Annotated in this window: 28 protein-coding genes; 19 read left to right on the forward strand and 9 right to left on the reverse strand. The window is 68.9% G+C overall.

Going from position 1 to position 24,806, the window contains the following annotated elements; genetic code table 11:
• Positions 1 to 5: 5 nt before the first annotated feature.
• Positions 6 to 425 (reverse strand): VOC family protein, encoded by a 420-nt coding sequence (locus tag AACZ75_RS09825; protein ID WP_339872673.1) that lies wholly within the window; start codon positions 423 to 425, stop codon positions 6 to 8.
• A gap of 69 nt (positions 426 to 494) precedes the next feature.
• Here AACZ75_RS09825 and AACZ75_RS09830 point away from each other — a divergent pair, with 69 nt between their 5' ends.
• From AACZ75_RS09830 to AACZ75_RS09860, 7 genes are all read left to right on the forward strand, one after another.
• Entirely contained in the window at positions 495 to 1,811 is a 1,317-nt protein-coding gene (locus AACZ75_RS09830; RefSeq protein WP_339872674.1) for a replication-associated recombination protein A, read from the forward strand.
• A complete protein-coding gene (locus AACZ75_RS09835) occupies positions 1,808 to 2,194 on the forward strand; it encodes a VOC family protein (RefSeq protein WP_339872675.1) in 387 nt (128 codons plus the stop codon). The genes AACZ75_RS09830 and AACZ75_RS09835 overlap by 4 nt, the downstream gene beginning before the upstream one ends.
• Positions 2,195 to 2,262: 68 nt before the next feature.
• Positions 2,263 to 2,790, forward strand: a complete 528-nt coding sequence (locus AACZ75_RS09840) for a DUF302 domain-containing protein (RefSeq protein ID WP_339872676.1) — start codon at positions 2,263 to 2,265, stop codon at positions 2,788 to 2,790.
• An 85-nt stretch (positions 2,791 to 2,875) separates the two neighbouring features.
• A complete protein-coding gene (locus tag AACZ75_RS09845) occupies positions 2,876 to 3,319 on the forward strand; it encodes a hypothetical protein (RefSeq protein ID WP_339872677.1) in 444 nt (147 codons plus the stop codon).
• Complete coding sequence (locus AACZ75_RS09850) at positions 3,316 to 3,747, forward strand: hypothetical protein (RefSeq protein WP_339872678.1); 432 nt, start codon at positions 3,316 to 3,318, stop codon at positions 3,745 to 3,747. Before AACZ75_RS09845 ends, AACZ75_RS09850 begins: the two co-directional genes overlap by 4 nt.
• Before the next feature lie 39 nt (positions 3,748 to 3,786).
• Positions 3,787 to 4,512, forward strand: a complete 726-nt coding sequence (locus AACZ75_RS09855; protein WP_339872679.1) for an RluA family pseudouridine synthase — start codon at positions 3,787 to 3,789, stop codon at positions 4,510 to 4,512.
• A 273-nt stretch (positions 4,513 to 4,785) separates the two neighbouring features.
• Complete coding sequence (locus AACZ75_RS09860) at positions 4,786 to 5,280, forward strand: hypothetical protein (RefSeq protein WP_339872680.1); 495 nt, start codon at positions 4,786 to 4,788, stop codon at positions 5,278 to 5,280.
• 3 nt (positions 5,281 to 5,283) lie between these two features.
• On the opposite strand, the gene AACZ75_RS09865 is transcribed toward AACZ75_RS09860, so the two are convergent.
• Positions 5,284 to 6,444, reverse strand: coding sequence for a hypothetical protein (locus AACZ75_RS09865; protein WP_339872681.1), 1,161 nt, complete (start codon positions 6,442 to 6,444; stop codon positions 5,284 to 5,286).
• 202 nt (positions 6,445 to 6,646) lie between these two features.
• Here AACZ75_RS09865 and crcB point away from each other — a divergent pair, with 202 nt between their 5' ends.
• The 4 genes from crcB to AACZ75_RS09885 are packed head-to-tail and all read left to right on the forward strand — an operon-like array spanning position 6,647 to position 10,249.
• Positions 6,647 to 7,045, forward strand: a complete 399-nt coding sequence (gene crcB / locus AACZ75_RS09870; RefSeq protein WP_339872682.1) for a fluoride efflux transporter CrcB — start codon at positions 6,647 to 6,649, stop codon at positions 7,043 to 7,045.
• Positions 7,042 to 8,085: an RluA family pseudouridine synthase gene (locus AACZ75_RS09875; RefSeq protein WP_339872683.1), complete on the forward strand. Its 1,044-nt coding sequence runs from the start codon at positions 7,042 to 7,044 to the stop codon at positions 8,083 to 8,085. Before crcB ends, AACZ75_RS09875 begins: the two co-directional genes overlap by 4 nt.
• Positions 8,082 to 9,575, forward strand: a complete 1,494-nt coding sequence (locus AACZ75_RS09880) for a putative 2OG-Fe(II) oxygenase (RefSeq protein WP_339872684.1) — start codon at positions 8,082 to 8,084, stop codon at positions 9,573 to 9,575. Before AACZ75_RS09875 ends, AACZ75_RS09880 begins: the two co-directional genes overlap by 4 nt.
• A complete protein-coding gene (locus AACZ75_RS09885) occupies positions 9,572 to 10,249 on the forward strand; it encodes an HAD-IA family hydrolase (RefSeq protein ID WP_339872685.1) in 678 nt (225 codons plus the stop codon). The genes AACZ75_RS09880 and AACZ75_RS09885 overlap by 4 nt, the downstream gene beginning before the upstream one ends.
• Positions 10,250 to 10,254: 5 nt before the next feature.
• Here the strand turns inward: AACZ75_RS09885 and AACZ75_RS09890 are convergent, their stop codons facing one another.
• Entirely contained in the window at positions 10,255 to 10,632 is a 378-nt protein-coding gene (locus tag AACZ75_RS09890) for a DUF202 domain-containing protein (protein WP_339872686.1), read from the reverse strand.
• 82 nt (positions 10,633 to 10,714) lie between these two features.
• Between AACZ75_RS09890 and AACZ75_RS09895 the strand changes: the two genes are divergently transcribed.
• The 3 genes from AACZ75_RS09895 to AACZ75_RS09905 all read left to right on the forward strand — a co-directional run bounded on the left by AACZ75_RS09895 (position 10,715) and on the right by AACZ75_RS09905 (position 13,935).
• On the forward strand, positions 10,715 to 11,476 hold the full coding sequence (locus tag AACZ75_RS09895; protein ID WP_339872687.1) for an ATP12 family protein: 762 nt from the start codon (positions 10,715 to 10,717) through the stop codon (positions 11,474 to 11,476).
• Between the two features lie 53 nt (positions 11,477 to 11,529).
• On the forward strand, positions 11,530 to 12,324 hold the full coding sequence (locus tag AACZ75_RS09900; protein WP_339872688.1) for a hypothetical protein: 795 nt from the start codon (positions 11,530 to 11,532) through the stop codon (positions 12,322 to 12,324).
• A 78-nt stretch (positions 12,325 to 12,402) separates the two neighbouring features.
• Complete coding sequence (locus AACZ75_RS09905; RefSeq protein WP_339872689.1) at positions 12,403 to 13,935, forward strand: acyl-CoA carboxylase subunit beta; 1,533 nt, start codon at positions 12,403 to 12,405, stop codon at positions 13,933 to 13,935.
• A 149-nt stretch (positions 13,936 to 14,084) separates the two neighbouring features.
• On the opposite strand, the gene AACZ75_RS09910 is transcribed toward AACZ75_RS09905, so the two are convergent.
• Both AACZ75_RS09910 and AACZ75_RS09915 read right to left on the reverse strand, forming a co-directional pair.
• The gene (locus AACZ75_RS09910) at positions 14,085 to 14,471 is read right to left on the reverse strand and encodes a DUF302 domain-containing protein (protein ID WP_339872690.1); all 387 of its coding nucleotides are present in this window, start codon (positions 14,469 to 14,471) and stop codon (positions 14,085 to 14,087) included.
• A gap of 135 nt (positions 14,472 to 14,606) precedes the next feature.
• Positions 14,607 to 15,380: a pseudouridine synthase gene (locus AACZ75_RS09915; RefSeq protein WP_339872691.1), complete on the reverse strand. Its 774-nt coding sequence runs from the start codon at positions 15,378 to 15,380 to the stop codon at positions 14,607 to 14,609.
• Positions 15,381 to 15,698: 318 nt separating this feature from the next.
• Here AACZ75_RS09915 and AACZ75_RS09920 point away from each other — a divergent pair, with 318 nt between their 5' ends.
• Positions 15,699 to 16,202: a hypothetical protein gene (locus AACZ75_RS09920; protein ID WP_339872692.1), complete on the forward strand. Its 504-nt coding sequence runs from the start codon at positions 15,699 to 15,701 to the stop codon at positions 16,200 to 16,202.
• A gap of 12 nt (positions 16,203 to 16,214) precedes the next feature.
• Here the strand turns inward: AACZ75_RS09920 and AACZ75_RS09925 are convergent, their stop codons facing one another.
• Complete coding sequence (locus tag AACZ75_RS09925) at positions 16,215 to 16,868, reverse strand: DUF938 domain-containing protein (protein WP_339872693.1); 654 nt, start codon at positions 16,866 to 16,868, stop codon at positions 16,215 to 16,217.
• A 205-nt stretch (positions 16,869 to 17,073) separates the two neighbouring features.
• Here AACZ75_RS09925 and AACZ75_RS09930 point away from each other — a divergent pair, with 205 nt between their 5' ends.
• The 4 genes from AACZ75_RS09930 (at position 17,074) to AACZ75_RS09945 (ending at position 22,139) form a co-directional block, all read left to right on the forward strand.
• On the forward strand, positions 17,074 to 18,924 hold the full coding sequence (locus tag AACZ75_RS09930; RefSeq protein WP_339872694.1) for a phosphoenolpyruvate carboxykinase (GTP): 1,851 nt from the start codon (positions 17,074 to 17,076) through the stop codon (positions 18,922 to 18,924).
• A gap of 45 nt (positions 18,925 to 18,969) precedes the next feature.
• On the forward strand, positions 18,970 to 19,992 hold the full coding sequence (locus AACZ75_RS09935; RefSeq protein ID WP_339872695.1) for an FAD-dependent oxidoreductase: 1,023 nt from the start codon (positions 18,970 to 18,972) through the stop codon (positions 19,990 to 19,992).
• A 105-nt stretch (positions 19,993 to 20,097) separates the two neighbouring features.
• A complete protein-coding gene (locus tag AACZ75_RS09940) occupies positions 20,098 to 20,895 on the forward strand; it encodes a transglycosylase SLT domain-containing protein (protein WP_339872696.1) in 798 nt (265 codons plus the stop codon).
• Positions 20,896 to 20,996: 101 nt separating this feature from the next.
• Positions 20,997 to 22,139: a DUF2336 domain-containing protein gene (locus tag AACZ75_RS09945; RefSeq protein WP_339872697.1), complete on the forward strand. Its 1,143-nt coding sequence runs from the start codon at positions 20,997 to 20,999 to the stop codon at positions 22,137 to 22,139.
• 65 nt (positions 22,140 to 22,204) lie between these two features.
• Here AACZ75_RS09945 and AACZ75_RS09950 read toward each other — a convergent pair whose 3' ends face one another.
• The 3 genes from AACZ75_RS09950 to AACZ75_RS09960 form a co-directional block, all read right to left on the reverse strand.
• Complete coding sequence (locus AACZ75_RS09950; RefSeq protein ID WP_339872698.1) at positions 22,205 to 22,681, reverse strand: Hpt domain-containing protein; 477 nt, start codon at positions 22,679 to 22,681, stop codon at positions 22,205 to 22,207.
• A 63-nt stretch (positions 22,682 to 22,744) separates the two neighbouring features.
• Entirely contained in the window at positions 22,745 to 23,530 is a 786-nt protein-coding gene (locus tag AACZ75_RS09955) for an NAD kinase (RefSeq protein ID WP_339872699.1), read from the reverse strand.
• A gap of 31 nt (positions 23,531 to 23,561) precedes the next feature.
• Complete coding sequence (locus AACZ75_RS09960; RefSeq protein ID WP_339872700.1) at positions 23,562 to 24,698, reverse strand: DUF2336 domain-containing protein; 1,137 nt, start codon at positions 24,696 to 24,698, stop codon at positions 23,562 to 23,564.
• Between the last annotated feature and the right edge of the window lie 108 nt (positions 24,699 to 24,806).

A 24,806-nucleotide genomic window follows, 5' to 3' on the forward strand; every position in this document is an offset into this window, starting at 1 on the left:
GGCTATCAGCCCTTGACCGGTCCGCCGATCGACCAGGTGTGGCCGAACGGATCGCGTACCTGGCCGTAGCGGTCGCCCCAGAACTGGTCGGCCAGCGGCACGACCGGCACGGCGTCGGCCAGCAGGGCGCGGGCCCACCATTCGTCCGGATCGTCGACCTGCAGGTGCAGGGTGACGCCCTTGGGCATGATATTCTGTTCGCCGTTGTATTCGGGAAATTCGTCATTGAGCATGACGCTGGCCCCGTTGATCAGCAGATGGGCGTGCATCAGCCGTTCGCCGTCCTCGGCCAGATGGCGATGCAACTCCTTCGCGCCGAAGGCACGGGTGTAGAAGGCGATGGCCGCCTGGCCGCCGCGTCCGGGAATGGTCAGGTGCGGGGTTACACCCGAGGCCGGGCCCTGGGTCGCTTGATCGTCTGACATGGGGTTCCTCCATTTGTCTGGATACTAACGCGTGAAAAGGGCCGAGCGAACGCCTATCTGTGTGCGGGCATGACCGATCTGTTCGAAGCCTCCGGCATCCATCCTCCCGACGCCCCCCTGGCCGACCGGTTGCGGCCGGCCACGCTCGACGCGGTGGTGGGCCAGGACCATCTGCTGGGTGCGGGCGGGCCGATCCGGCGCATGGTCGAGGCGGGGCGTCTGGGCTCGATGATCCTGTGGGGGCCGCCGGGCACCGGCAAGACCACGATCGCCCGGTTGCTGGCCAATGCCGCCGGCTACCAGTTCCAGCAGATCAGCGCCGTCTTCTCCGGCGTGGCCGATCTGAAGAAGGCGTTCGAGGCCGCCCGCATGCGCCGTGCCGCGGGTCAGTCGACCCTGCTGTTCGTCGACGAGATCCACCGCTTCAACCGGGCCCAGCAGGACGGCTTCCTGCCGTTCGTGGAGGAGGGGGTCATCACCCTGGTCGGGGCCACGACCGAGAACCCCAGCTTCGAGCTGAACGGGGCCCTGCTGTCGCGGTCCCAGGTCTATGTGCTGAAACGCCTCGATGACGCGGCGCTGGATCAACTATTGACCCGGGCCGAGGCGCAGGAGGGCAAGACCCTGCCGCTGACGCCCGAGGCGCGCCACGCCCTGACGGCGCTGGCCGACGGCGACGGCCGCTATCTGTTGACCATGTCCGAGGTGTTGTTCGACCTGGCCGAGACCCGTCCCGAACCGCTCGACGTCCAGGCCCTGGCCGGCATCCTGCAGAAGCGGGCCCCTGCTTACGACAAGAGTCGAGAAGAACACTACAACCTCATATCCGCCCTACATAAATCCGTGCGTGGTTCGGACCCGGATGCGGCCCTCTACTGGCTGGCGCGGATGCTGAACGGCGGCGAGGATCCGCTGTATCTGGCGCGTCGCATCGTGCGGATGGCGGTCGAGGATATCGGCGAGGCCGACCCCCTGTCGCTGCTGGTCGCCAATGCGGCCAAGGACACCTACGACTTTCTCGGCAGCCCCGAGGGTGAGCTGGCCCTGGCCCAGGCCGTGGTCCACCTGGCCACCGCGCCCAAGTCGGTCGGCGTCTACGAAGCCTTCAAGGCGGCCCGGAAGGCGGCGGCCGAGACCGGTTCCCTGATGCCACCGGCCCATATCCGCAACGCCCCGACCCAGCTGATGAAGTCGCTCGGCTACGGCAAGGGCTATGCCTACGACCCGGACACGCCCGAGGGCTTTTCCGGTGCCAACTTCTTCCCCGACGGGATGGAGCGCCGCACCTTCTATGCGCCGAAGGGCGAAGGTCACGAAGAGAAGGTCAGGGCCCGGCTGGAACGCTGGGCCGCGCTGCGGGCGGCGAAGGCGGGGCAGGAGACGTGAACCTCAACCAGGTCACCGTGGAGGTCGCCGACATCCCCCGGGCGCGCGCCTTCTATCAGCGTCTGGGGCTCGAACTGATCGTCTCCAGCGATCCCTACGCCCGTTTCCTGTGTCCCGGCGGCGCGACCCTCTCGATCCACCGCGCGGATCCGCCGCGGCCGGGTGGCACGGGCCTGTATTTCGAGTGTGACGATCTGGACGCCCGGGTTGCGGCCCTGAAGGCGGCCGGCGTCGTGTTCGACAGCGATCCGGTCGACCAGCGCTGGCGGTGGCGCGAGGCCTGGCTGCGCGATCCTGACGGCAACCGCCTGTGCCTGTATTTCGCCGGCGACAACCGGACCGATCCGCCGTGGCGGGTGGCGCGGGCGGCTGGCGCGGCCTGAGCCTGCCGGGTGTCGTCGGGGATCGATCGGACCGTTCAGGGGTTCCGGTCAGGAACAGGAGTTCTGCCATGCCCCGTCGCCCCCTGACCCTGACCCTCGCCGCGCTGCTCGCCGCCTGCACCCCGGCCGCGGCCCCGGAAGCGCCCCCTGCCGCCCCCGCCGCCGCCGAGATCGCCCCGTCCGTCATCCCGTCGGCCGATGAATGGGTCGAGAAAACCAGCCCGGATCCGGTGGCTGCCACGGTCGCCCGCCTGACTGACGCCATCGCGGCGAGCGGGGCCTCGGTGGTCGCGGTCGTCGATCACCGCGCCAATGCCGCCCGCGCGGACCTGGAACTGCCCGAAACGACCGTGGTGATCTTCGGCAACCCGGCGGTGGGCACCCCGCTGATGCTGGCCAACCGCCGGGCGGCGCTGGACCTGCCGCTGGAGATTCTGGTCTGGCGGGACGGAGAGACCACCCGGATCGGCTACCTGCCCGCGCCGGCCCTGGCCGCGCGCTACGGGATCGCGCCCAGCCACCCGTCGATCACCGCCATGACGGCCGCGCTCAACAAATTGTCGGACGCGGCCGCCGGCACCCCGGCCCCCGCCTGATCCCCTGTGACGGGGCCGAATCCCAGCGTTGCCGTAACGTCAATCCGGGCGTAATCTCGCGGTCATAAACCTTGGGAGGGGGACAATGACCGATACGAAAAACGTGCCGTGGCACCTGTGGGTGGTCGGGGTCGTCAGCCTGCTGTGGAACAGCTACGGCGGCTATGACTTCGTGATGAGCCTGACGAAGGGCGAGGCCTATATGCGCGCGTCGGGCATGAGCGACGCGATGATCGCCTACTACAACGCCATGCCGACGTGGATGTACGGGCCGTGGGTGCTGGGCGTCTGGGGCGCGGTGGCGGGCTCGATCCTGCTGCTGCTGCGCAGCCGCTTCGCCGTGCATGCCTTCGCCCTGTCGCTGCTCGGGGCGGTCGTCAGTCTTCTGTACGGCCAGTTCATCGACAAGGCCCCGCCGCCGCCGCCGGAAATGGCGATCATGGCTTCCATGCCGTACATCATCGTGCTGATCGCGGCCTTCCTGGCCTGGTATGCCTGGACGATGGGCAAGAAGGGCGTGCTGCGATGACCGCCGCCCGAACCCCCTGGCATCTGTGGGTCGTCGGCGTGGTGGCGCTGCTGTGGAACGCCTTCGGCTGTGTCGACTACACCATGACGCAGCTCCAGGGCGACGTCTGGCTGGCCAACTTTGGCATGACCGACGTTCAGATCGCCTATTTCCACACCATGCCGGCGTGGACCTTCGCGGCCTGGGCCATCGGTGTCTGGGGCGGTCTCCTGGGCGGGATCCTGCTGCTGCTGCGCCGCAAATGGGCGCTGCCGGTCTTCGTCGTGTCGTTCCTCGGCTGGCTGGCGGGGGTCATCTACAGCTTTGGCCTGACCAACGGCATGGAAGTCATGGGCAATATGTGGCCGATGCAGATCGTCATCGGGGCCGCCTGCCTGTTCTTCATCTGGTACGCCTGGATGATGTCGAAGCGGGGCATTCTGCGCTGACGGGCTGACGGGCGGTCGGTTCCCGCGTAAGCACGCGCGGTGACCGACCGCATCCCCGTTTCCCTGTCCGACCAAGACATCGCCGCCGTCCGCGCGTGGGTGATCCACGAGGACGCGTCCGTCATCGCCTTCAACAAGCCCTCGGGCCTGTCCAGCCAGGGCGGGCGGATCAAGGCGCATACGCTGGATGACCTGCTGTGGGCCTTCGCCCGCTCGAACGGCAAGCGCCCCGACCTGATCCACCGGCTGGACCGCGACACCTCGGGCGTGATCCTCGCCGCCAAGACCAAGCCGGCCGCCGGTTTCCTCGGCAAGGCGCTGCAGGCGAAGAAACTGAGCAAGACCTATCTGGCCCTGGTCGCCAGCGCCCCCGAACCGCGCGAGGGCCTGATCGACGCGCCCCTGCTGCGCCAGGAGATCGGCCGCGAGAGCTATATGCGCGTCGTCGCCCCCGACGCACCGGGGGCCCAGCTGTCGCAGAGCCGCTATCGCACCCTGGCCGCGACGGAGGCGGGGGCCTTGGTCGAGCTGTCGCCCCTGACCGGCCGGATGCACCAGCTGCGCGTGCACATGGCCCATATCGGCCGCCCCCTGGCCGGGGACCAGCGCTATGGCGGGGCCCTGACCCTGGCCGGCCGCGCCGCCCCGCGCCTGATGCTGCACGCCGCCACCCTGACCTTCCCCCATCCCGACGGCGGCCGCGTCACGGTCGAGGCCCCGCTGCCGGCCGATTTCGCGGCGTTGAAGCAGGCGGCGGGTCTTTAATCCTCCCCCAAAGGGGGAGGGGGACCACCCGTAGGGTGGTGGAGGGGGCAGGCCCGGACGCCGGCGCTTGTGGCCATTCCCCTCCACCCCTTCGGGGTCCCCCTCCCCATCGCTTCGCGACAGGGAGGAGACGAAGCCCCACCGTCTCCTCCCCATTCCATGGGGAGGGGGACCGCGACCCGAAGGGCAGCGCGAAGCCTGTAGCGGTGGAGGGGCCAAGGGCGGAACCCAAGCCAGCGTCCGACGCTTCCCATGGGAACCCGGAGAGACCCGATGAAGCGCCTGACCCTGATGAGCCTCGCCGCCTCGGCCCTGGCCCTGACCGCCTGTGCCAGCCTGGCCCCCTATGGCCCCCAGGCTGGGCCGAACGGGCAGGGCTATGCCGAGCAGCGCATTGAATCCAACCGGTTCCGCGTCACCTATCGCGGTGTCGGCGCGCCCGGCCCGGTCGCCGACATGGCCCTGCTGCGCGCCGCCGACCTGACGGTCCAAACCGGCTTCGACTGGTTCGAGGTGACCCAGCGCTGGACCGACGGTCGCCGCGACAGCGCCGGCGGCGTCCGCCCCAGCGTCTCGATCGGCGCGGGCAGCAGCCGCTACGGCCGCTATTCCTCATCCGGTGTCGGCGTCGGCGTCGGCCTGAACCTCAGCGGCCCGCAACCGACCTCGACCGCCCTCGAGGTGGTGATGGGCAACGGCCCGCGCCCGGACCGCCCCGAGGCCTATGACGCGCGCGATGTGCAGATGACGCTGCGCGGGCGGCGCTAGGGTTTAACGCCCGCCGCGCGTCAGGGCCCGGTATTCGACCAGACGTTCCTTGTCGCGCCGCACCTGGTCGGCGACGGCGTTGTCGACGTCAAGCGAGGCGTAACGGACCCAGTTCTCGATGCCCAGCTTGTCCTGGATGGCCGAGGTCGGGGTCTGCCAGCGGAAATAGGACAGGAAGCTCACGGCCACGCCCAGCACCACGGCCAGGGCCTCAAGGCCGCGGAACACCGTCTCCTGTCCCGGCGGCGGGGCCTGAACCAGGAATACGGCCAGCCAGATCATCAGCAGGATCGGCGTCAGGAAACGGTTGAACCAGCGCATCCAGTAGCGTTCGCGGCGCACGCGCCACAGCTCCATCTGCACGTATTTCTCGAGGTATTCCATGCGCGCGCCCAGCCACATGGTCAGCCGGGTCAGATACATGGCGCGCTGGCCCCAGGCCTTGCCGTCCTGCTGGTACTGGGTCTCGGCCTGGTCGGCCATGGCCCGGCCGCTGGTGAACAGGTTCTGCAGCTCGCGGGTGCGCTGCACGATGCTGCGAGACAGCTGGTAGGAGTCATTCTCCAGCTTGAACCGGTACTGGATGAACAGGATCGCCTGCGCGCCCCAGTACAGGCCAAAGGTGGCGACCATGGCCGCGGCGGCCAGGGCGGGCCCCGCCGTATCGGATCCGGTCCACTGGCTGAACCAGGTCGGGCCGATCAGGGCCAGAACCGCGAAGGCGGTCAGGGCCAGCACCTGGCTCAGCCGTTTGACGATCACATGGACGCGCAGGGCGTCGAAGATGCCGCGCCCGTAGACGTAGATGTCGCTGCGCAGATCGGCGTCATTGGGAAAGCGCTCCTCGATCTGGCGCGCATACAGGACGTGGAAGCGGTCCGGCTTGCTGTCCGACTCCCAGAACGGAAAGATGTCCAGCGGCTGGTTGAAATACTCGTCGATGTGGGCCGAGACCTGCTCGAGGGCGGCCGGGTCATGCGAGAAATATTCGCTGTCCTGGATCGGCTGGAGAATACCGTCCGGTGAACGCTTGCCGAGGGTCGGCTGCGGCGTGGCCGACGGCGCGACCCGGTCGGCCAGGTCGGCGGCCCCCGGCGGCGGGGCCATCGGGGCCGGTGCCACCGGAATGGGGGGTGTCTCCGGGTGGGGTTCGTGATCGGACATGGCTGTCGCAACGCTCCTGGAACTGCGCCGCGATCCTAGGGCAGGCCGGTCCGCAGACCGATGATCTTCCCTCAGGACGCGAACGCCGACTTCAGCTATCGCCGTTTACCGGGCCGCGGGGCAAGTGAAGTTTCGGTCAGATGCGGCCGGCTCAGGGACCGTGCCGCCTTCGCAAGACCGCGTTGCGCGCTATAAGCGCCGGATGACACGCTTTCTCATTGTCGCGGCGGGGGGTGCCCTGGGGGCCATGGCCCGCTACGGCGTCGGCATCGCCAGCCAGCGGCTGGTGGGACCGGGGTCGACCTGGCCGTGGGCCACCCTGACGGTCAATGTCGCCGGCGGCCTGCTGATGGGGCTGCTGGTCGGCTGGCTGGCCCTGCGCGCCGGGGCCGGGCAGGAAAGCCTGCGCCTGTTCGCCGCCGTCGGCCTGCTCGGCGGCTTCACCACCTTTTCGGCCTTTTCGCTGGAGGCGGTGCTGATGATCGAGCGCCGTCAATTCGCCATGGCCGGGGGCTATGTCGCCCTCTCGGTGGTCCTGTCGATCACCGCCCTGTTTATCGGCCTGACGGTCGCCCGCCGCGCCTTCGGAGCCGCCCTTTGACCCCCCCTGAAACCGACGAGCCCATTCAAGAGTCCGAACCCGCCGCCAAGCGCGAGGTCCTGACCATCTATGTCGCCGAGGCCGAGGACGGCATCCGGCTGGATCGCTGGTTCCGGCGGCGCTGGCCGCATCTGTCCAACATCCAGGTGCAGAAGATGGCCCGCAGCGGCCAGATCCGCGTCGACGGGGCCCGCATCAAGCCCGAGGGCCGGCTGACCGCCGGGGCCGCGGTGCGCGTGCCGCCGATCCCCGACGACACCTCGCGCCAGGCCGGCGACGTCCACACCCTGACCCAGCGCGACATCGATTTCGCCAAGTCCCTCGTCATCTACGAGGACGACATGGTCATCGCCATCAACAAGCCGCACGGTCTCGCCGTTCAGGGCGGCACCAAGACCAGCCGCCACGTCGACCGGCTGCTGTCAGCCTGGGGCGAGGGCATGGACCGGCCGCGTCTGGTCCACCGGCTCGACCGCGACACCTCAGGCGTCCTGCTGCTGGGCAAGGGGCCCGAGGCCGCCAAACGTCTGGCCGGGGCCTTCGCCCGGCGTCAGGCGAAAAAGACCTACTGGGCCATCGTCATCGGTAATCCCAAACCCTCGGCCGGCCAGATCGACATGCCGCTGAAGAAGACCGGCATCAACGACTTCGAGATGATGCGCCCGGCCGACCGCAAGGACCCGCGCGCCGAGTCGGCCGAGACCGCCTTCGCCACCATCAGCCGCGCCGCCCACCGGGCCAGCTGGATGGCGCTGCGGCCCTTCACCGGTCGTACCCATCAGCTGCGCGCCCATATGGCGGGGATCGGGCATCCGATCCTCGGCGACCGCAAATACGGGGACGACAAGTCGCGCGAGCTGAGCGGCATCCTGAAGCTGCAGCTGCATGCGCGCCGCATCGAGCTGGACCATCCGTCCGGCGGCATCCTCGACGTCACCGCCCCGCTGAGCCCCGAGGTCAAGGCCGGCTTCGCCCATTTCGGCTTCGACCCGCACGAGGGCGATGACGATCCGTTCGAAGGGGTGCGTCGCCAGAGATGAGCATCGAGCTGAGCCGGACCGCCAACCAGCTGATCGGCCAGGGCCGGGCCGCCGAGGCCCTGCGCCTGACCGAAGCGGCCGTGGCCGGGGATACAGTGGCGACCAGCGCGCTCAATGCCCACGCGGCGGTGCTCAAGGCGCTGGACCGGCACGCCGAGGCGGCGGTGTTCAATCGCCGCGCCGTGCAGCAGGATCCGAAGGACCGGATCGGCTGGCACAATCTGGCGGCCACCCTGTGTGACCTGTCCGACTATGCCGGGGCCCGCAAGGCGGCCGAGCGCGCCTTTCGCCTCGGCCTCGATGTCCCCGAGACCTTCCTGGTATTCGGCCGGGCCCTGCAGGGACTGGCCATGTTCGACGGGGCCGAACGGGCCTTCCGCGATGCGCTGAAGCGTCGCCCCGACTATGTCGACGCCCATCGCGACCTGGCCCAGCTGATCTGGATGCGCACCGCCGATCCCGACCTGGCCCTGGCCGGGCTGGAGACCGCCGTGGCCGCCCATCCGTCCCCGGCGCTGGCGGCCATGCAGGCCATGGTGCTGGAACGGGTCGGCCGTCCCCGGGACGCCTGGGCCGTCCTGACCGGCGCGCTCACCCGCTGGCCCGGCGACGCCCGGCTGCAGGTGGCCGCCGCCGACGCCGCCGCCGACCTGGGCGAGACCGCCGAGGCCGTGCGTCTGGCCGAGGCCGCCTGGGCCCAGGCCCCGGGGCATCCGGCCCTGCTGGAAACCGTCTGCACCGCCTGGCTGGCGGCCGGCCGTCCGCGTGCGGCCTTCGAAGCGATGGGCGCGCGGCTGGACGTCGCCCCGCACGACCAGATCGCCCTGGCCTTCCGCGCCACCGCCGCCCGGATGCTGGGCCATCCCGACTATGAGCGGCTGTACGACTATGAGACCTTCGTGCGCCCGGCGGTGGTCGAGGCCCCGAACGGCTGGCCCAGCCGCGAAGCCTGGCTGGCCGACCTGTCGGCCTCCCTGCACCGGCTGCACAAGCTGGAAAGCCACCCGCTGGAGAACTCCCTGCGTCACGGCAGCCAGACGGCCCAGAGCCTGCGCCAGTCCGACGACCCCGCCATCAAGGGCTTCTTCCAGGCCATCGAGGCCCCGATCCGCGCCTATATGGCCGCGCTCGGTCCCGGCTCCGATCCGCTGCGGGCGCGCAACACCGGGGCCTACGACATCCGCGGGGCCTGGTCGGTGCGGCTCAAACCCGGTGGCTGGCACGTCGACCACATCCATCCGCAGGGCTGGCTGTCGTCGGCCTTCTATGTCGAGACCCCGACCGCCGCCCTCGACACGCCCGAACGCGAGGGCTGGATTCGTTTCGGCCAGCCGCGCCACCGCACCACCCCGGCGCTGGACGCCGGGCGGCATGTCCGGCCCGAGCCGGGGACCCTGGTGCTGTTCCCCTCCTATATGTGGCACGGCACCGTGCCCTTCACCTCCGACGAGTCGCGCATGACCATCGCCTTCGATGTGGTGCCCGCGTGACCCGCCCGCTGGCCGTGTTCGACATCGACGGTACCCTGGTCGACAGTCGCGCCTCGATCTTCCGCGCCGCGACCGAGGCGGCCCGCGACCTGGGCCTGGCCGAGCCGGACTACGACCGGGTGCGCCAGATCGTCGGCCTGTCGCTGCCGAAGGCCCTGCACGTGCTGGAGCCGGCCCTGACCGACGCCGAACTGGCCGATTTCGTCGCCGCCTTCCAGCGCAGCTTCCAGCGGATGCATGCCGAACAGGTGGTCGAGCCAGTCTATGCCGGGGCCATGGACACATTGCGCCGGCTGAAGCGCGACGGCTGGCGGCTGGCTCTCGCCACCGGCCAGAACCGGCGCGGCGTGACCCGCAACCTGGCCCGCGAGGGCTGGGCCGATCTGTTCATCTCCAGCCACTGTGCCGAGGACGGTCCGGGCAAGCCCGACCCCGCCATGCTGTTCGCCGCCATGGCTGCCAGCGGGGCCGACGCCGCCTCGACCACGATGATCGGTGACACCAGCCACGACATCAGCATGGCGCTGGGGGCCGGGGCCCATCCGCTGGGCGTGGCCTGGGGCTTCCATACCCGCGACGAACAACTGGCCGCCGGGGCCCGTCACGTGGCTGACGACTTCACCGATCTGGAAGCGGCGCTTGAGCGGTTCGCCAGCACCACCGTGGCCGCCTGACCGGCTCAGACCAGCAGCCACAGCCCGGCCAGCAGGGCCGCCCCGCCGATACCGATACCGATGGCGATGACCCGGATGTTCATCTGCGGCAGGGGATTGATCGCGTGGGTGTCCAGCCGCTCGGCCATGGCGCAGGCCCGGCGCTCGGCCATGATCACCAGGAAGATGCCCAGCCCGATGAACACCGTGGCGATGGCCTTGGCCGCCCAGGTCGGCTCCATCGCCTTGAACAGGGCGTTGAAGGCCAGGCCGATACCGATCGCCGCCATCGCCGTGCGCGCCCAGCCGGCAAACGTCCGCTCATTGGCCAGCGCCGTGCGATCTTCGGCCAGATCGGTCCGGTCCTCGGCCAGGTCGGTGCGGTCAGGTCTGTCGTCGTCCATACGGACCTAACCGGCCGCGCGCGCGGATCGTTCCGCCGCCCCGGGGCTGTGAAGCCCGTCGGACCGGTCTATACAGCGCCGCATGAGCCATATTCCGCCCCTCGATCCCAATGTCGCCGCCCGCAAGGGTTTTCGTGAGTCCGAGGAACGGCTGAGGCGGTTCTGGACGGCCGTTGACGTCGCGGCCGAGGGCGAGGGCTGGGCCGTGCGGCTGGACGGGCGCGTGCCCAAGACCCCGGCCCATGCCCGTTTGATCCTGCCGACCGAGGCCGCCGCCGGACTGGTCGCCGGCGAATGGGCCGGGCAGGGCGAGTTCCTCGACCCCGTCACCATGCCCGCCACCCGTCTGGCCTCGACCGCCATCGACCGGGTGTCGCAGGTGCGGGAGGCCGTGGCCGACGAGATCGCCGCCTTCGCCGGCTCCGACTGTCTGTGCTACCTGGCCGAGGCCCCGGCCTCGCTCGTGGCCGAACAGGCCCGGGCCTGGGAACCGTGGCGCGACTGGGCCGCCCGCACCCACGGCATCCGCCTGCAGGTCGCCGAGGGCATTATCCACCGCGCCCAGGAGCCCGAGGCCATCGCCCGCACCCGCGCCCTGGCCCTGGCGCTGGACGATTTCGCCCTGACCGGCCTGGCCACCGCCACGCCGCTGCTGGGCTCGGCGGTGCTGGCCCTGGCCCTGCAGCAGGGCGCGCTGGGCGGCGAGGCGGCCTTCGAACTGTCGCGCATCGACGAGGCTTTCCAGGAGCGGCAGTGGGGCGTCGATGCCGAGGCTGCCGAACGCACCGCCGCCCGCCGGGCCGAGGCCGAACTGCTGGAGCGCTGGTTCCGCGCCCTGGGTTGAGGTGACCCCGGTCGGGAGTGCTAGTCTGTGTGCCTGAGCCGAGGAGCGCCGCCATGATCCGGATCGCCGACCTGCCCCGTCTTTCCCGCCGCACCCTGCTGGCCGGCGGCCTTGCCGCCATCGCCCTGCCGGCCGGCGCACAGTCCGCAATGATCGGGAACCCGGAAGCCTATGCCGGTGGCCGACTGCGGGCGCGTATCATTGCCGGGTTTCATCCGCCTGAACCCGCACGCCTGACCCGCCCCCTCGGGCTGGATGACCGCGACGCCTATCTGTTCATTCCGGCCTCGCTGGACCTGTCACGGCCTGTGCCGCTGGTGCTGGCCCTGCACGGGGCCGGGCAGGCGGCCGCCGACCTGCTGGGCGAGATCGATCGCGAGGCCGCCCGGGCCGGCGTCGTGGTCGTGTCCGTCAGTTCGCGTGGCTCGACCTGGGACCTGTCCCGGGGGCCCGTGGGGGCCGATGCGGCCTTCATCGACCAGGCCCTGCAGACCGTCTTTGACCAGGTCGCGATCGATCCAGGGCGGCTCGCCGTCCTCGGCATGTCAGACGGCGCCTCCTATGCGCTGTCGACCGGCATGGTCAACGGCGACCTGTTCACCGACGTCATCGCCTTCGCCCCGGTCCGCTTCGTCGCCCCGACGTCGCAGGGGCGGCCGCGCTTCTATGTGTCGTCGGGCCGCCGTGACATGGGCACCTCCTACGCCAACCAGCGCAATATGGTCATTCAGCTGCAGGGCTTCGGCTATCCGGTCCGCCACCACGCCCACGGCGGCGGTCATATCATCGACCGCGCCGGCCTGCGCGAGAGCCTGACCCGGCTTGTCGCCGGCGGCGTCGCGCCCTAGGGGCGGCTGCGTCCGCCCGCTGTTCTTGCCAGTCGGGTCCCGGCCCCCTAATCCGGGGGCTCGATCAAGGGACTGACCATGCAAGACATCCTCGACCAGCTCGAAGCCCGCCGCGCCGGGGCCAAACTCGGCGGTGGCGAAAAGCGCATCGCCGCCCAGCACGCCAAGGGCAAGCTGACGGCGCGCGAGCGGATCGAGGTCCTGCTGGACGAGGGCAGTTTCGAAGAGACCGACATGTTCGTCGAGCATCGCTCGCACGACTTCGGCATGGAGAAGCAGCGCATCCCCGGCGACGGCGTGGTCACCGGACGCGGCACCATCGGTGGCCGTCTGGTCTATGTCTTCTCCAAGGACTTCACCGTCTTCGGCGGTTCGCTGTCGGGGGCGCACGCGTCCAAGATCGTCAAGCTGCAGACCATGGCCCTGACCAATGGCGCGCCGATCATCGGCCTGTTCGACGCCGGCGGCGCGCGCATCCAGGAAGGCGTGGAATCCCTCGCCGGCTATGCCGACATCTTCCTGCAGAACACCCTGGCCAGCGGCGTCATCCCCCAGATCAGCGTGATCATGGGCCCGTGCGCCGGCGGCGACGTCTACAGCCCCGCCATCACCGACTTCATCTTCATGGTGAAGGACACCTCCTACATGTATGTGACCGGCCCCGATGTGGTCCGCACCGTCACCAATGAGGTCGTGACGCATGAGGACCTGGGCGGCGCGCGCGTCCATTCGCAGAAGTCCGGCGTCGCCGACGGGGCCTTCGAGAACGATCTGGAGGCCCTGTCGGAAGTGCGCCGCCTGATCGGCTTCCTGCCGCTGTCGAACCGCGAAAAGCCGCCGGTGCGTGAGTCCTATGACGACCCCGACCGTGACGAGGCCAGTCTCGACACCCTGACCCCGGCCAATCCGAACCAGCCCTATGACATGCACGAGCTGATCCTCAAGGTCGTGGATGAGGCCGAGTTCTTCGAGATCGGCCCGGACTTCGCCAAAAACATCATCACCGGTTTCGGCCGCCTCGACGGCCAGACCGTCGGCATCGTCGCCAACCAGCCCCAGGTGCTGGCCGGGGTGCTCGACATCGACTCCAGCCGCAAGGCCGCCCGGTTCGTGCGCTTCTGCGACGCCTTCGACATCGCCCTGGTCACCTTCGTCGATGTGCCCGGCTTCATGCCCGGCACCCGCCAGGAATACGGCGGCCTGATCAAGCACGGCGCCAAACTGCTGTTCGCCTATGCCGAAGCCACGGTGCCCAAGCTGACCGTGATCACCCGCAAGGCCTATGGCGGTGCCTATGACGTGATGAGCTCCAAACACCTGCGCGGCGACGTCAACTACGCCTGGCCCAGCGCCGAGATCGCGGTCATGGGGGCCAAGGGCGCGGTCGAGATCATCTTCCGCAAGGAGGCCGGCGACCCCGAGGCCCTCGCCGCCCGCGAAGCCGAATACAAGGAGCGGTTCGCCAACCCGTTCGTGGCGGCGTCACGCGGCTATATCGACGACGTGATCATGCCCCACGGGACGCGCAGAAGGCTGATCCGGGCGCTACGGACGCTGAAGAACAAGCAACAGACGAACCCGTGGAAAAAGCACGATAATATTCCGCTGTAGGGGATAACCCCTCTCCCATGGGGAGAGGGGTTGAGGAGAGGAGGTAAGGTGTTCGCCGACCGTCTCACCGTAACCCCTCACCCTTTCGCGCCAGAACGCCGGCGATGCCGCCGTGCGCTCAAGCCCTCTCCCGCCGGGAGAGGGACCCCTCAAACCGCCGCCACCGCCCGCCTCAGGCTCTCACCGATCTCCCCGGCCTTGGCCTTCAGGTCGGGGTTGTCGATCGCCGCCATCGAGGCGACGGGATCGATGGCGGCGACCTCCGTGCCGCCGGATGCCAGGGCCTGGACGATGACATTGCACGGCAGCATCAGCCCGACCTTGTCCTCGAACCCCAGGGCTTCATGCGCCGCCTTCGGGTTGCAGGCCCCGAGGATGATGTAGGGGCGGAAATCGACGTCGATCTTCTTCTTGAGGGTGGCGGCGATATCGACCTCGGTGATGATGCCGAAGCCCTCGGCCTGCAGCGTCTCGCGCGTCCGCGCCACGGCCTGGTCGAAGGGCAGGGGGGTGGTCTTGGCGTGATAATAGGTCATGGGAATCTCCTTCGTCGGGGTAACGGCCGGCACGCGTCGCGGTTGCCCGCCACTATAGCTGTGGTCATCCCGGGGGCGCGAAGCGAGGAGAGGGGCTCCGCGGGGATGAGCGGAAACGGCTTTGGGTTCAGGCCGTCAGCCCTGGCCGACCAGGGCCGCCCGTTCCTCGGCGGTCAGCACGCGCCAGTGGCCCTCGGGCAGGTTGTCGAGCCGGATCGGGCCGATGCGCACGCGGATCAGATCGATGACCTCCAGATCGACCATCTCGCACATGCGCCGGATCTGCCGGTTGCGGCCCTCGCGCAGGATGAATTTCAGCCGGAAGGATTCCATCCGGCTGACGTGGGCCCGCTTCAGCTGGCGGCCGTCCAGCATCAGGCCGTAGCGCAGCATCGTCAGCTTCTTCTCGGTCACGTCGCCGGCGACGCGGACCAGATATTCCTTGTCGAGGTTCGACTGCGGCCCGATCACCGCCTTGGCCACCACCCCGTCGTTCGACAACAGCAGCAGGCCGCGCGAGTCCTCGTCCAGCCGGCCGATCGGCGGAAACGAGGCGTCCTCGGCCGGTTCCTCGCCTTCGAACGGCCAGGGGCCGACCCGGTTGGGCTCGATCACCAGCTGGATGGCCGGCACCTTGTCCGGCTCGGGCTGGCCCGAGACGAAGTCGAGCGGCTTGTGCAGCATGATGGTGACGCCCGACGCCAGCTCTGCCTCGGCGCGGTCGGACAGGGTCAGGGTCTGGCCCGGTTCGATCTTGCGGCCCGGGTCGGTGACGGTCTCGCCGTCGATCGAGACCATGCCGGCGACGATCAGCCCCTCGGCCTCGCGCCGCGAGCAGACGCCGCTCTGGCCCAGCCATTTGTTCAGGCGCTGCGGTGCGTCGCCGTCATAGGTGCGGATGAAGGCCATGGGGCTCCGGGGGTCAGGGGATGTGCCTGTGTAGAGCCGGTTGCGGCACGGGGGAAGGCGCGACGATCCACGACGCGGCGGCAACGCCCGGTCGGCCTTCAGCATCGCCACAGATGTGCACTTGCAGCAAAAATGCCGGAAAATGTTGACGAAACGGGGCATTCACTATAAGTTTGACGTATTCCAAGATCACGATGTGTCTCCGGGGTCCGGCCTTGCGCCGATCCTGTGAAGACCCATTTCAATATACTGATCGTATCGACTGAGGGCTGTATTTCGCAGCCTGAATAGTCGACCCCATCTCTGAAGGAGAGCTCTTTGTCCGCACAACGCGCCGGTTCCTATTCTGCCCGTCCCCGCAACGACTTTCGTCGTGCCCCGACCCGCGCCCGCGTCGGTCTGGCCATGCGCCGGTCGATGGATTTCGGGCCGCTGGGTGACGTCGAGCCGCTGATCCAGAACCAGGGCCTGTCGCTCGCCCCGATGTCGACCGGCGACGCCAGCCTGTCCGTCGCGGGCGTCACCGTCCTGGCCACGGCGCGCGGCGCGGATATCGCCAGTGGTGCGCTCAAGGGGTTGGTCGTGCCGGGCGGCATGACCGACGACGCCTCGATGGCCGCTGTGAAGCTGTTGCTCGACGCGGCCCAGGCCAAGGGCGTGCCGATTCTCGCCTTCGGTGACGGGGTGGCGCAGGCCGTGGTCGCGGCCGGCGGCAATCCCGCTGACTTCAGCGAGGCCCCGGCCGTGCTGATTCACGGGACGGAAGTGACCTCCCTGGCTGACCGCGACGCGGTGGCCACGGCGGCCGGAAAGATCGGCTAGCGAGGCAGACGCCTAGATCCGCCGGAACAGCAGGCACAGATTGTTGGCCGGCATCGCCGTCCGCAGTGTCAGCACCAGTCCGGCGGACCGGGCCACAGCAACGACGTCCTCGAGGGCGCGCAGACCCCAGTCCGGGTCGCGCGCCCTCAGCGATTCGTCGAAGGCGGCGTTCGACGGGTCCAGGGGCTGATCGGCCTCACGATAGGGGCCGTACAGACACAGCAGGCCGCCCGGATGACGCAGCATCCGCGCCGCGCCGGCCATCAGGCCCTCGGTCGCGGCCCACGGGCTGATGTGGATCATGTTGATGCAGACGACCGCCTCGAACGGCGGGCCGTTGCTGGCTCCGTCCGGCGGCCAGCTCAGCGGGTCGGCGGCATCCAGCGCCAGCGGCGCGGTCAGATTGGGCAGGGCGGCCGCGTCGCGCCAGGCCGTGATACTGGCCCGGGCCTCGGGGCTGGGGTCGCTGGGGGTCCATTGCAGATCGGGCAGGTTGCGGGCGAAGGCGACCGCGTGTTCGCCTGATCCGGACGCGATCTCCAGCACGCGACCGCGGGCCGGCAGATGCGCCTTCAGCACCTCCAGGATCGGTGCCGTATTGCGCGCCACGGCGGGGGAGGTGAGGCCGCCGCTCGGGGCGGTTTTGACGGGATCAGGGCTTTGCACGGGCGATCGATACCGCCGTCGCCCGGTGGAGGCGACCGGAAAATGCGGGGCGACCGCGGGCGCAGCGTGACCGGGGGTGGAAAATTGCCACGGTTGACGCCGGGTTCCCGGCGGTGTTCCTGCCCCCCGTAACAGAGCGTGATCGCCACGCTCGAGCGCCTCGGCGGCGAACATCGTCAGGCGGACAGGCTCAGGAGCGTTTCGCGTGACCCAGGTTCAAGCCATCCCCGGACTCCATCCCGCCCCGACCCGCCATGCCCGGCTGATCGCCTGGGTCGAGCAGATTGCCGCCCTGACCCGGCCCGACCGGGTCCACTGGTGCGACGGTTCGGAAGTCGAAAAGGCCGCCATCGTCGCTGACCTGATCGACAAGGGCACGCTGCGGGCCCTGAATCCGGACAAACGTCCGGGCAGCTACTACGCCGCCTCGGACCCCAAGGATGTCGCCCGGGTCGAAAGCCGCACCTTCATCTGTTCCCAGGACGCGGAAGACGCCGGTCCGACCAACAACTGGTCCGACCCCGCCGAAATGCGCGACCGCCTCGACGGCCTGTTCGACGGCTGCATGGCCGGCCGCACCATGTATGTCGTACCGTTCTCGATGGGGCCGCTCGGCTCCGAACTCAGCGCCCTCGGCGTCGAGATCACCGACAGTGGCTATGTCGCCGTCTCCATGGGCATCATGACCCGTATGGGCCAGCCCGCGCTGGATCTGATGGGCGAGGACGGCCCGTTCGTGCCCGCCGTCCATACCCTGGGCGCGCCCCTGGCCGCCGGCCAGGCCGATGTGCCGTGGCCCTGCAACGCCGACAAATGGATCGTCCACTTCCCCGAGACACGCGAGATCTGGTCCTACGGCTCGGGCTATGGCGGCAACGCCCTGCTGGGCAAGAAATGCTACGCCCTGCGCATCGCCTCGGTCATGGCCCGCGACGAAGGCTGGCTGGCCGAGCATATGCTGATCCTCAAGCTGACCAGCCCCGAGGGCCGTGCCAAATACATCGCCGCCGCCTTCCCCTCGGCCTGTGGCAAGACCAATCTGGCCATGCTCCAGCCCAGCCTGCCCGGCTGGAAGGCCGAGACCATCGGCGACGACATCGCCTGGATGCGCTTCGGTGACGACGGCCGCCTGTATGCGGTCAACCCCGAAGCCGGTTTCTTCGGCGTCGCGCCCGGCACCAGCCGCAATACCAACGGCAATGCCCTGGCCACCCTGGCCACCAACACCGTCTTCACCAACACCGCCCTGACCGCCGACGGCGACGTCTGGTGGGAGGGCCTGACCAAGACGGCACCGGAAGGGCTGACCAACTGGAAGGGCCAGCCGCACGATCCGGCTTCCGGCGAGCCTGCCGCCCATCCGAACGCCCGTTTCGCCACCCCGGCCGGTCAGTGCCCGGCCATTGCCCCGGAATGGGAAGACCCCAGGGGCGTGCCGATCGACGCCATCCTGTTCGGCGGCCGCCGCGCCTCGGCCGTGCCGCTGGTGACGGAGGCCTTCGACTGGGAGCACGGGGTGTTCATGGGGTCGACCGTGGCCTCGGAGGGCACCGCCGCCGCCGAGACGGCCATCGGCGAGCTGCGCCGCGATCCCTTCGCCATGCTGCCCTTCTGCGGCTACAACATGGGCGACTATTTCGCCCACTGGCTGTCGATGGCCGGCAAGACCGACGCCGCCAAACTGCCGCGCATCTATTTCGTCAACTGGTTCCGCAAGGGCGCGGACGGCAAGTTCGTCTGGCCCGGCTTCGGCGACAATGCGCGCGTGCTGAAATGGATCGCCGAACGTCTGGACGGCAAGGCGGACGCCGTCGACACGCCGGTCGGTCGTACCCCGGACCGGGCCTCGCTCGACCTGTCGGGTCTGGACTTGTCCGACGGGGATCTGTCGACCCTGCTCGACGTCGATGCCGAGGTCTGGACCGAGGAGGCGGCCCTGATTCCGGCCTTCTACGAGAAGTTCGGCGACCGGCTGCCGAAGGCGCTCTGGGCCCAGCACGCAGCCTTGACGCAACGCCTCGCCGCCGGTCGCGCAGCCTCGATTGCCGCCGAATAGTCGGGACGGCTTGAAATCGGGACGCGGGCGGTCGAAGGACAACCGGTGTCCTCCTCAACCGAAGTCCTGGTCATTGGGGCCGGCGTCCTGGGCCTGTCCACGGCCGCCGAGCTGCTCCGCCGCGGCCATGGGGTAACCGTGGTCGATCCCGGCACGGTCAACGCCTCGGCGGTGGCCGCCGGAATGATCGCGCCCGCCTTCGAGGCCCTCGCCGACTGGCGCAGTTCAGACGGCCGACTGGATCGCGGCGACCTGTTTCGCAGTGCGCGGGCCCAGTGGAGCGCCTTCGCCGCCGCCTTCGACCTGCCGCTGCACCGGGAAGGGGCAGAATGGCGGGGGGGGGATCTGGACAACGTCGCCTCCCAACTGCGCTGGTTGGGTTTCCCCGCCGAGCGCACCGCCGATGCCGTGGTCACCCCGGCCGATTGGCGCACCGAGCCGGAGGCCGTCCTGACGCGCCTGCGCACCTTGCCGGGGTTGACGGTGATCCGGGGTCAGGTTCGCCGGCTGACGACGGACGGATTCCGTTGGACGGCGACGCTGGCGGACGGCTCCGGCCTGGCGGCCCGCGCGGTGGTCCTCGCCACGGGGGCTGCGGGCAGTCTGGAGCTGCCGGAGTCGGCCGCCCGTCTGGTCACCCGGGTTCACCCGATCCGCGGGCAGATCGCGGTCACGGACCGTCATCTTGTCGAACGGGCCGTGCGTGGCCCGGCGGGCTATGTCGCGCCCTGTCCGGACGGCACGGTAATCGGGGCGACAATGGACCCGGACCGCACTGACCTGGACCCGGACCTTGAGCGCGGCGACGCCCTGGTGCGCGCCTGTTTGGCCCAGATCGGCATCACGGAGAGTCTGCCGGTGACCTGGCGGGTCGGGGTGCGGGGCGCGACCCGGGACGGCCTGCCCATGGCCGGTACCGCCGGACCGCCCGGCCTGCATCTGGCCCTGGCCCCGCGGCGCAACGGCTGGCTGCTGGGACCGCTGGTGGCGCGCACGGTGGTCGATGAACTCGAGGGCCGGGCGGCCGGGCCGTTCGCCGCGGTCCTCGATCCGCGCCGTCTGGCGTAGCCGTCGCACGGCGTGCCGGCTCGCAGGGGCGTTCCACGGCCCTGGCAGCACCCCGGCGAACCCCGTTAGGGTTTCGTTAACCACGATCGCGCAGCGTCCGGGACTATGACCATCGGAGCGATTCCATCTTCGGGCGGCGTGGAGGCGGCTATTCGGCGCGCGTCGAGTGCCACCGGCGTGGACTTTGACTTCCTGATGAAGACTGCGCGGCGGGAAAGCGCGATGAACCCGTCGGCCCGGGCTCCGACCTCGTCGGCCGCCGGTCTGTTCCAGTTCATCGAACAGACCTGGCTGGCGACCGTCAAACAGCACGGGGCAGAACACGGTTACGGCCAGTATGCCGATCTGATCCACCGTGGCGGCGACGGCAAATGGCGCGTCGAGGGCTCTGCGCGCAATGTGGTTCTGGATCTGAGGTTCGACCCCCAGGCGGCCTCGACCATGGCGGCGGAACTGACGGCCTCGAATGCCGCCTATCTGCGCGGGCGGACCGGCCGGGAACCCGGGGCGGGTGACCTCTACGCTGCCCATTTCCTCGGCCCGAACGGTGCCGCCCAGTTGATGGAGGCCATGGTGGCCCGTCCGGGTGCCAGTGCCGCCGCCCTGTTTCCGCAGGCGGCGTCGGCCAATCGATCGATCTTCTATCGTGACGGTCGCCCGGCCACAGTGGCGGAGGTGCATGCCAATCTGAACCGGTCCGCCGGTGACGGCGCTCCGGCGGCGGGCGTCGGAACGCCAGGCACGCCCGATCTGGGAGAGCGCGAGCGCCTGCTCGCGGCACGACTGGATCGGCTGAAGCAGGATCAGGGCCTGTTGACCCTGCTGCTGGGTCAGAACGGCGACGGCAAGGCGGGCGGATTCGGCGGGGCCTTCGGGCCGGAGCCGGCCCGGGGGGCAGGCTGATCCACAGCTGTTGGTAAACCGGGCGTTAACGATCCGGGTTCACCCTGCATCTTCATCTAGAGTCCGATTCCCCGCAGCGTTTGAAACCCCGAGCGTCCCCGATGACCGCCTTCCGTGCGAGCCTGACAGAGTTCGATATCCGTCGCCTTATCAAGGCGACTGATGCGGATGATCGCGCGGCGGCGGCGCACAAGCTGTGCCGAAGCATGGATCGGGCCGAACTGACGGCCGAAGACCGCGAGGCCGCACAGAAGATCCTGCGGGTCATGGCCGCCGATGCCGCCGAAATGGTGCGCCGGGCGATGGCCGTAACGTTGAAGGCCTCGGACCTAATTCCGCACGATGTGGCCCGGCGTCTGGCTGCCGACGTCGACAGTGTCGCCCTGCCGGTCATCGGCTTCTCGCCCGTGTTCACCGACGACGATCTGATCGAGATCGTCCGCGCCGGCTCGGCCGTGCGGCAGGTGGCGATCGCGGCCCGTCCCAGAGTGTCGCGGGATCTCGCTTCGGCGCTCGCCTCCGATGGCTGCGAGGCCGCGGTGCGGACCCTGGCCTCCAACGACAATGCCGATCTGTCGGAAACCGCCATGGGTGTGGCGGTCGACCGGTTCGGCGACTCGGCCGAAGTGGTCGCGGCGCTCGCCTACCGGCAGGTGCTGCCCCTGTCCGTGACAGAACGGCTGGTGGAACTGGCCAGCGAGGCCGTCCGCGAGCATCTGGTCACCCGCCATGCCGTGGCGCCCGAGACGGCGATCCGGCTGGCGCAGTTTGCCCGCGAGCGGGCGACCGTCGATCTGGTCGATGAAGCCGCGTCAAACGCTGATCTCCCGGCTTTCGTCGCCCAGTTGAATGCGCGCAAGGTCCTGAGTCCGTCATTGATGCTGCGGGCGCTGGCGCGCGGCCAGATGACCCTGTTCGAGCACGGGCTGGCTGAACTGGCGCAGACGCCGCATCACCGGGCCTGGCTGATGATTCATGACGCCGGGCCGCTGGGTCTGAAAGCGATCTATGATCGCGCCGGCCTGCCGCCTCGGCTGTTCCACGCAATCCGTGCCGGCGTCGATACCTGGCGTGCGCTCCAGGCGGAGGGAATCGACACTTCGGGCGATGTGTTCCGTCAGAAGATGCTGGAACGGTTCCTGACCCAGCGACCCAACGCCCCGCGTGACGATCTGGCCTATCTGATGGAGAGACTGGACCATGCTCCGGTCCCGCTCCCGGTCTCGTCCCGATCGGCGGCCTGAACCCGGGCCTCAACGCAAAACGCCCGCCGGGTCGGGCGGGCGTCTGACAGGTCTCAATCGGCCGGTCAGGCCAGGTGGGCGGTGACGCGGGCCTCGAGCGTTTCGGCAAGGATGCGGCCGGTCGGATGTTCGTCGGTCTGGATCTGGTCGCGCACGACGGCGCGGATCGCATCGATATGGGCATCCAGCAGTATCGGAGGGGCGGCCATGCGCTTCTCCGAATCGTCCAGCAGCTTGCATAGAGATCCGGCCAGCCGGGTGACAATCGGATACTGGTATGTACTGCCCAGGCCTTTGAGATCGTGCGCGCGAAAATAGAGGGCTTCCGCCGTTTCCGGTGTGTAGCCGCCGTCACGAATGCCCTGTTGAGCCTGTTCCAGCTTTACGATCTCGTCCTGCAGCCACTGACCGAATTGGGACGACATGGCCTTGAGGGCTTCTTCGGCCTTGGCGATGGCATTGGCGTCGATGCCGCCGAATCCGCCGCCGACCTTCATGCGGAGGGTATTGGGTGGTCGGATGACCTGGGCCGAGTTGCTCACGTCTGAACTCCCGTGGTTGGACGACCCATCATGGCGGAGGCGCTGTTAAGAACCTGTGACTGCTCAGCTATTGAATTGCTCCGCCAGCACCCGTTCCTCAAAGGAGCGACTGGCGTCGAACAGCATGGTCAGGGCGAGGTCGCGGCGTTCCCGAACGTCGACACGGGTGACCCGACGAACCTCGAAACTGTCCGCCGTTGCACTGACGGGACGCTTTTCGGGCTCGAGAACGTCAAAGCGTACGCGGGCCTCATGTGACAACAGGGCACCCCGCCACTGTCGGGGACGGAAGGCGCTGATCGGGGTCAACGCCAGGATGCGCGCATCCAGCGGGATGATCGGGCCGTGCGCCGAGAGATTGTACGCCGTCGACCCCGCAGCGGTCGCCACCATGCAGCCGTCGCAGATCAGTTCCTCGAGCCGGACCGTATCGTCGATCCAGATGCGCAATTTGGCGCTCTGACAGGTCTGGCGAAGCAGGGAGACCTCGTTGATCGCCAGGCCGCTGTGGACCGCGCCGTCCGCATCCCAGGCATCCATCTGCAGGGGATGAATCACCGTGTGCCCCGCAACCGCGAGCCGTTCCAGCAGATGATCTTCCTCGAAATCATTCATCAGGAATCCGACTGACCCGCGGTTCATTCCGAAAACCGGGGTTCGTCGTTCCAGGTTGTCGTGCAGGGTCTCCAGCATGAACCCGTCCCCGCCGAGCGCCACGATGACATCGGCAGCGGCGGGGGAAACCGAGCCGTACCGGGCTGCAAGACGGCCCCGGGCCTGTTCGGCCTCGGGGCGTTCACTCGCGACGAAGGCGATTTTCAGTGGGGGGCGGGGGGGTAGGGGGCTCACCCAGGCACGCAAGCGGAGCGCGGGCTTGAAGTCAAACTTTAGCGACGGCGTTGTCGTGCGCCAACGCGCGGAATGCGCGCGCTGCGGAGGCGGCGGAAATCGAACCGCGGAGCCAGACCTGGGCCCCGTAGGTGCCCGGAGCCCCGTCGTTGAGCAGGCGAATCTCGTTGATCATGGCAACGAAGACGGCCCGGTCGATGCCGACGGCGGAGCAGGCATAGTAGATCGCTTCCGGCGAGCCGGCGTTCAGAGCCCCGCGAACCTCAGCGACGGAAAATCCCCCGAGGGCGGCCAGTCCATGGACAAACAGGTTCAACCGCTTTTCGCGAACCGCCCGGACGAGATAGCTGGGCCGGAGCTGGTCGGCCGCGTGCAGCTTGGCAATCAGCCGGCGCTCCGATTCCTCGAATTCGGTGCTTTCGACGGATGCGAGGGCGAGCGGACTGTCACCGAAGGCCTTGTCGACAGCCTGTTGCACGGAGGTGTCGAGGTGGCTGTCGTCAATCTGGAAGCGCGCTCCGATTGCCTGACGCAGGGCCGTGCCGACCCACTGGTATAGCTGTTCCGCGAGAGCGTCGGTCAGCCTGGGATGGCGGGTCAGCGGCGCGCGCAGGGCCGCGATCCGCCGCGAATGCTCGACCAGTCGCCGGACACCGTCCGGACTGATTTCGGCTGTCCGGTTGGAAGCGAGGGCTGTCAGGGTCGCCGGTTCGGCGCGATCGATAATGGTGTCGGCGACCCGGCCACTGAGCGAGGGACGTCGGGCAACCTCGATCTGGTGTTCGATGGTGGCCTGGACGAGGACCACAATCAGGTCGTCGTCCTGAAGCATCGGGCTGGACGCCAGGATCGGTCGTGCGATCTCGATCTCATCCAGCGCCAGCATGTTGACGAGCGCGTGCGGGGCCCAGTCGGCCTTGGCCAACCGTTCTGCCAGAATCCGACGCACATCCCGTTCGACCTGGTGAGCGAGCATGAGAAGGACTTCGCCCAGGACCTCGGAGAGTTCCTCGGCCGGCGGGTTGGCTTCGCACAGGGTGGTGATGGCGAGGAGCAGTCTCTGCCGATCGTCGCCCGTCCGGCTGCGCGCCAGGGCGAGAAGGTCGCCCAGATGCGCAGTCTCGGCTTCAGGGGTCCACGGCGGGGTGAGCTGGACGAGAACGGTCACGACTGGCTCCGATTTCAGGCCCAGCTGGCATGAGACAGTGAGTTAACTGTGTCGTTTGACGGTGAAGACTTGGTTAAGATGGGCGACGGGCAGGCTGCTCCGGTCTTG

This window comes from uncultured Brevundimonas sp. (assembly GCF_963975535.1).
GTDB lineage: Bacteria > Pseudomonadota > Alphaproteobacteria > Caulobacterales > Caulobacteraceae > Brevundimonas.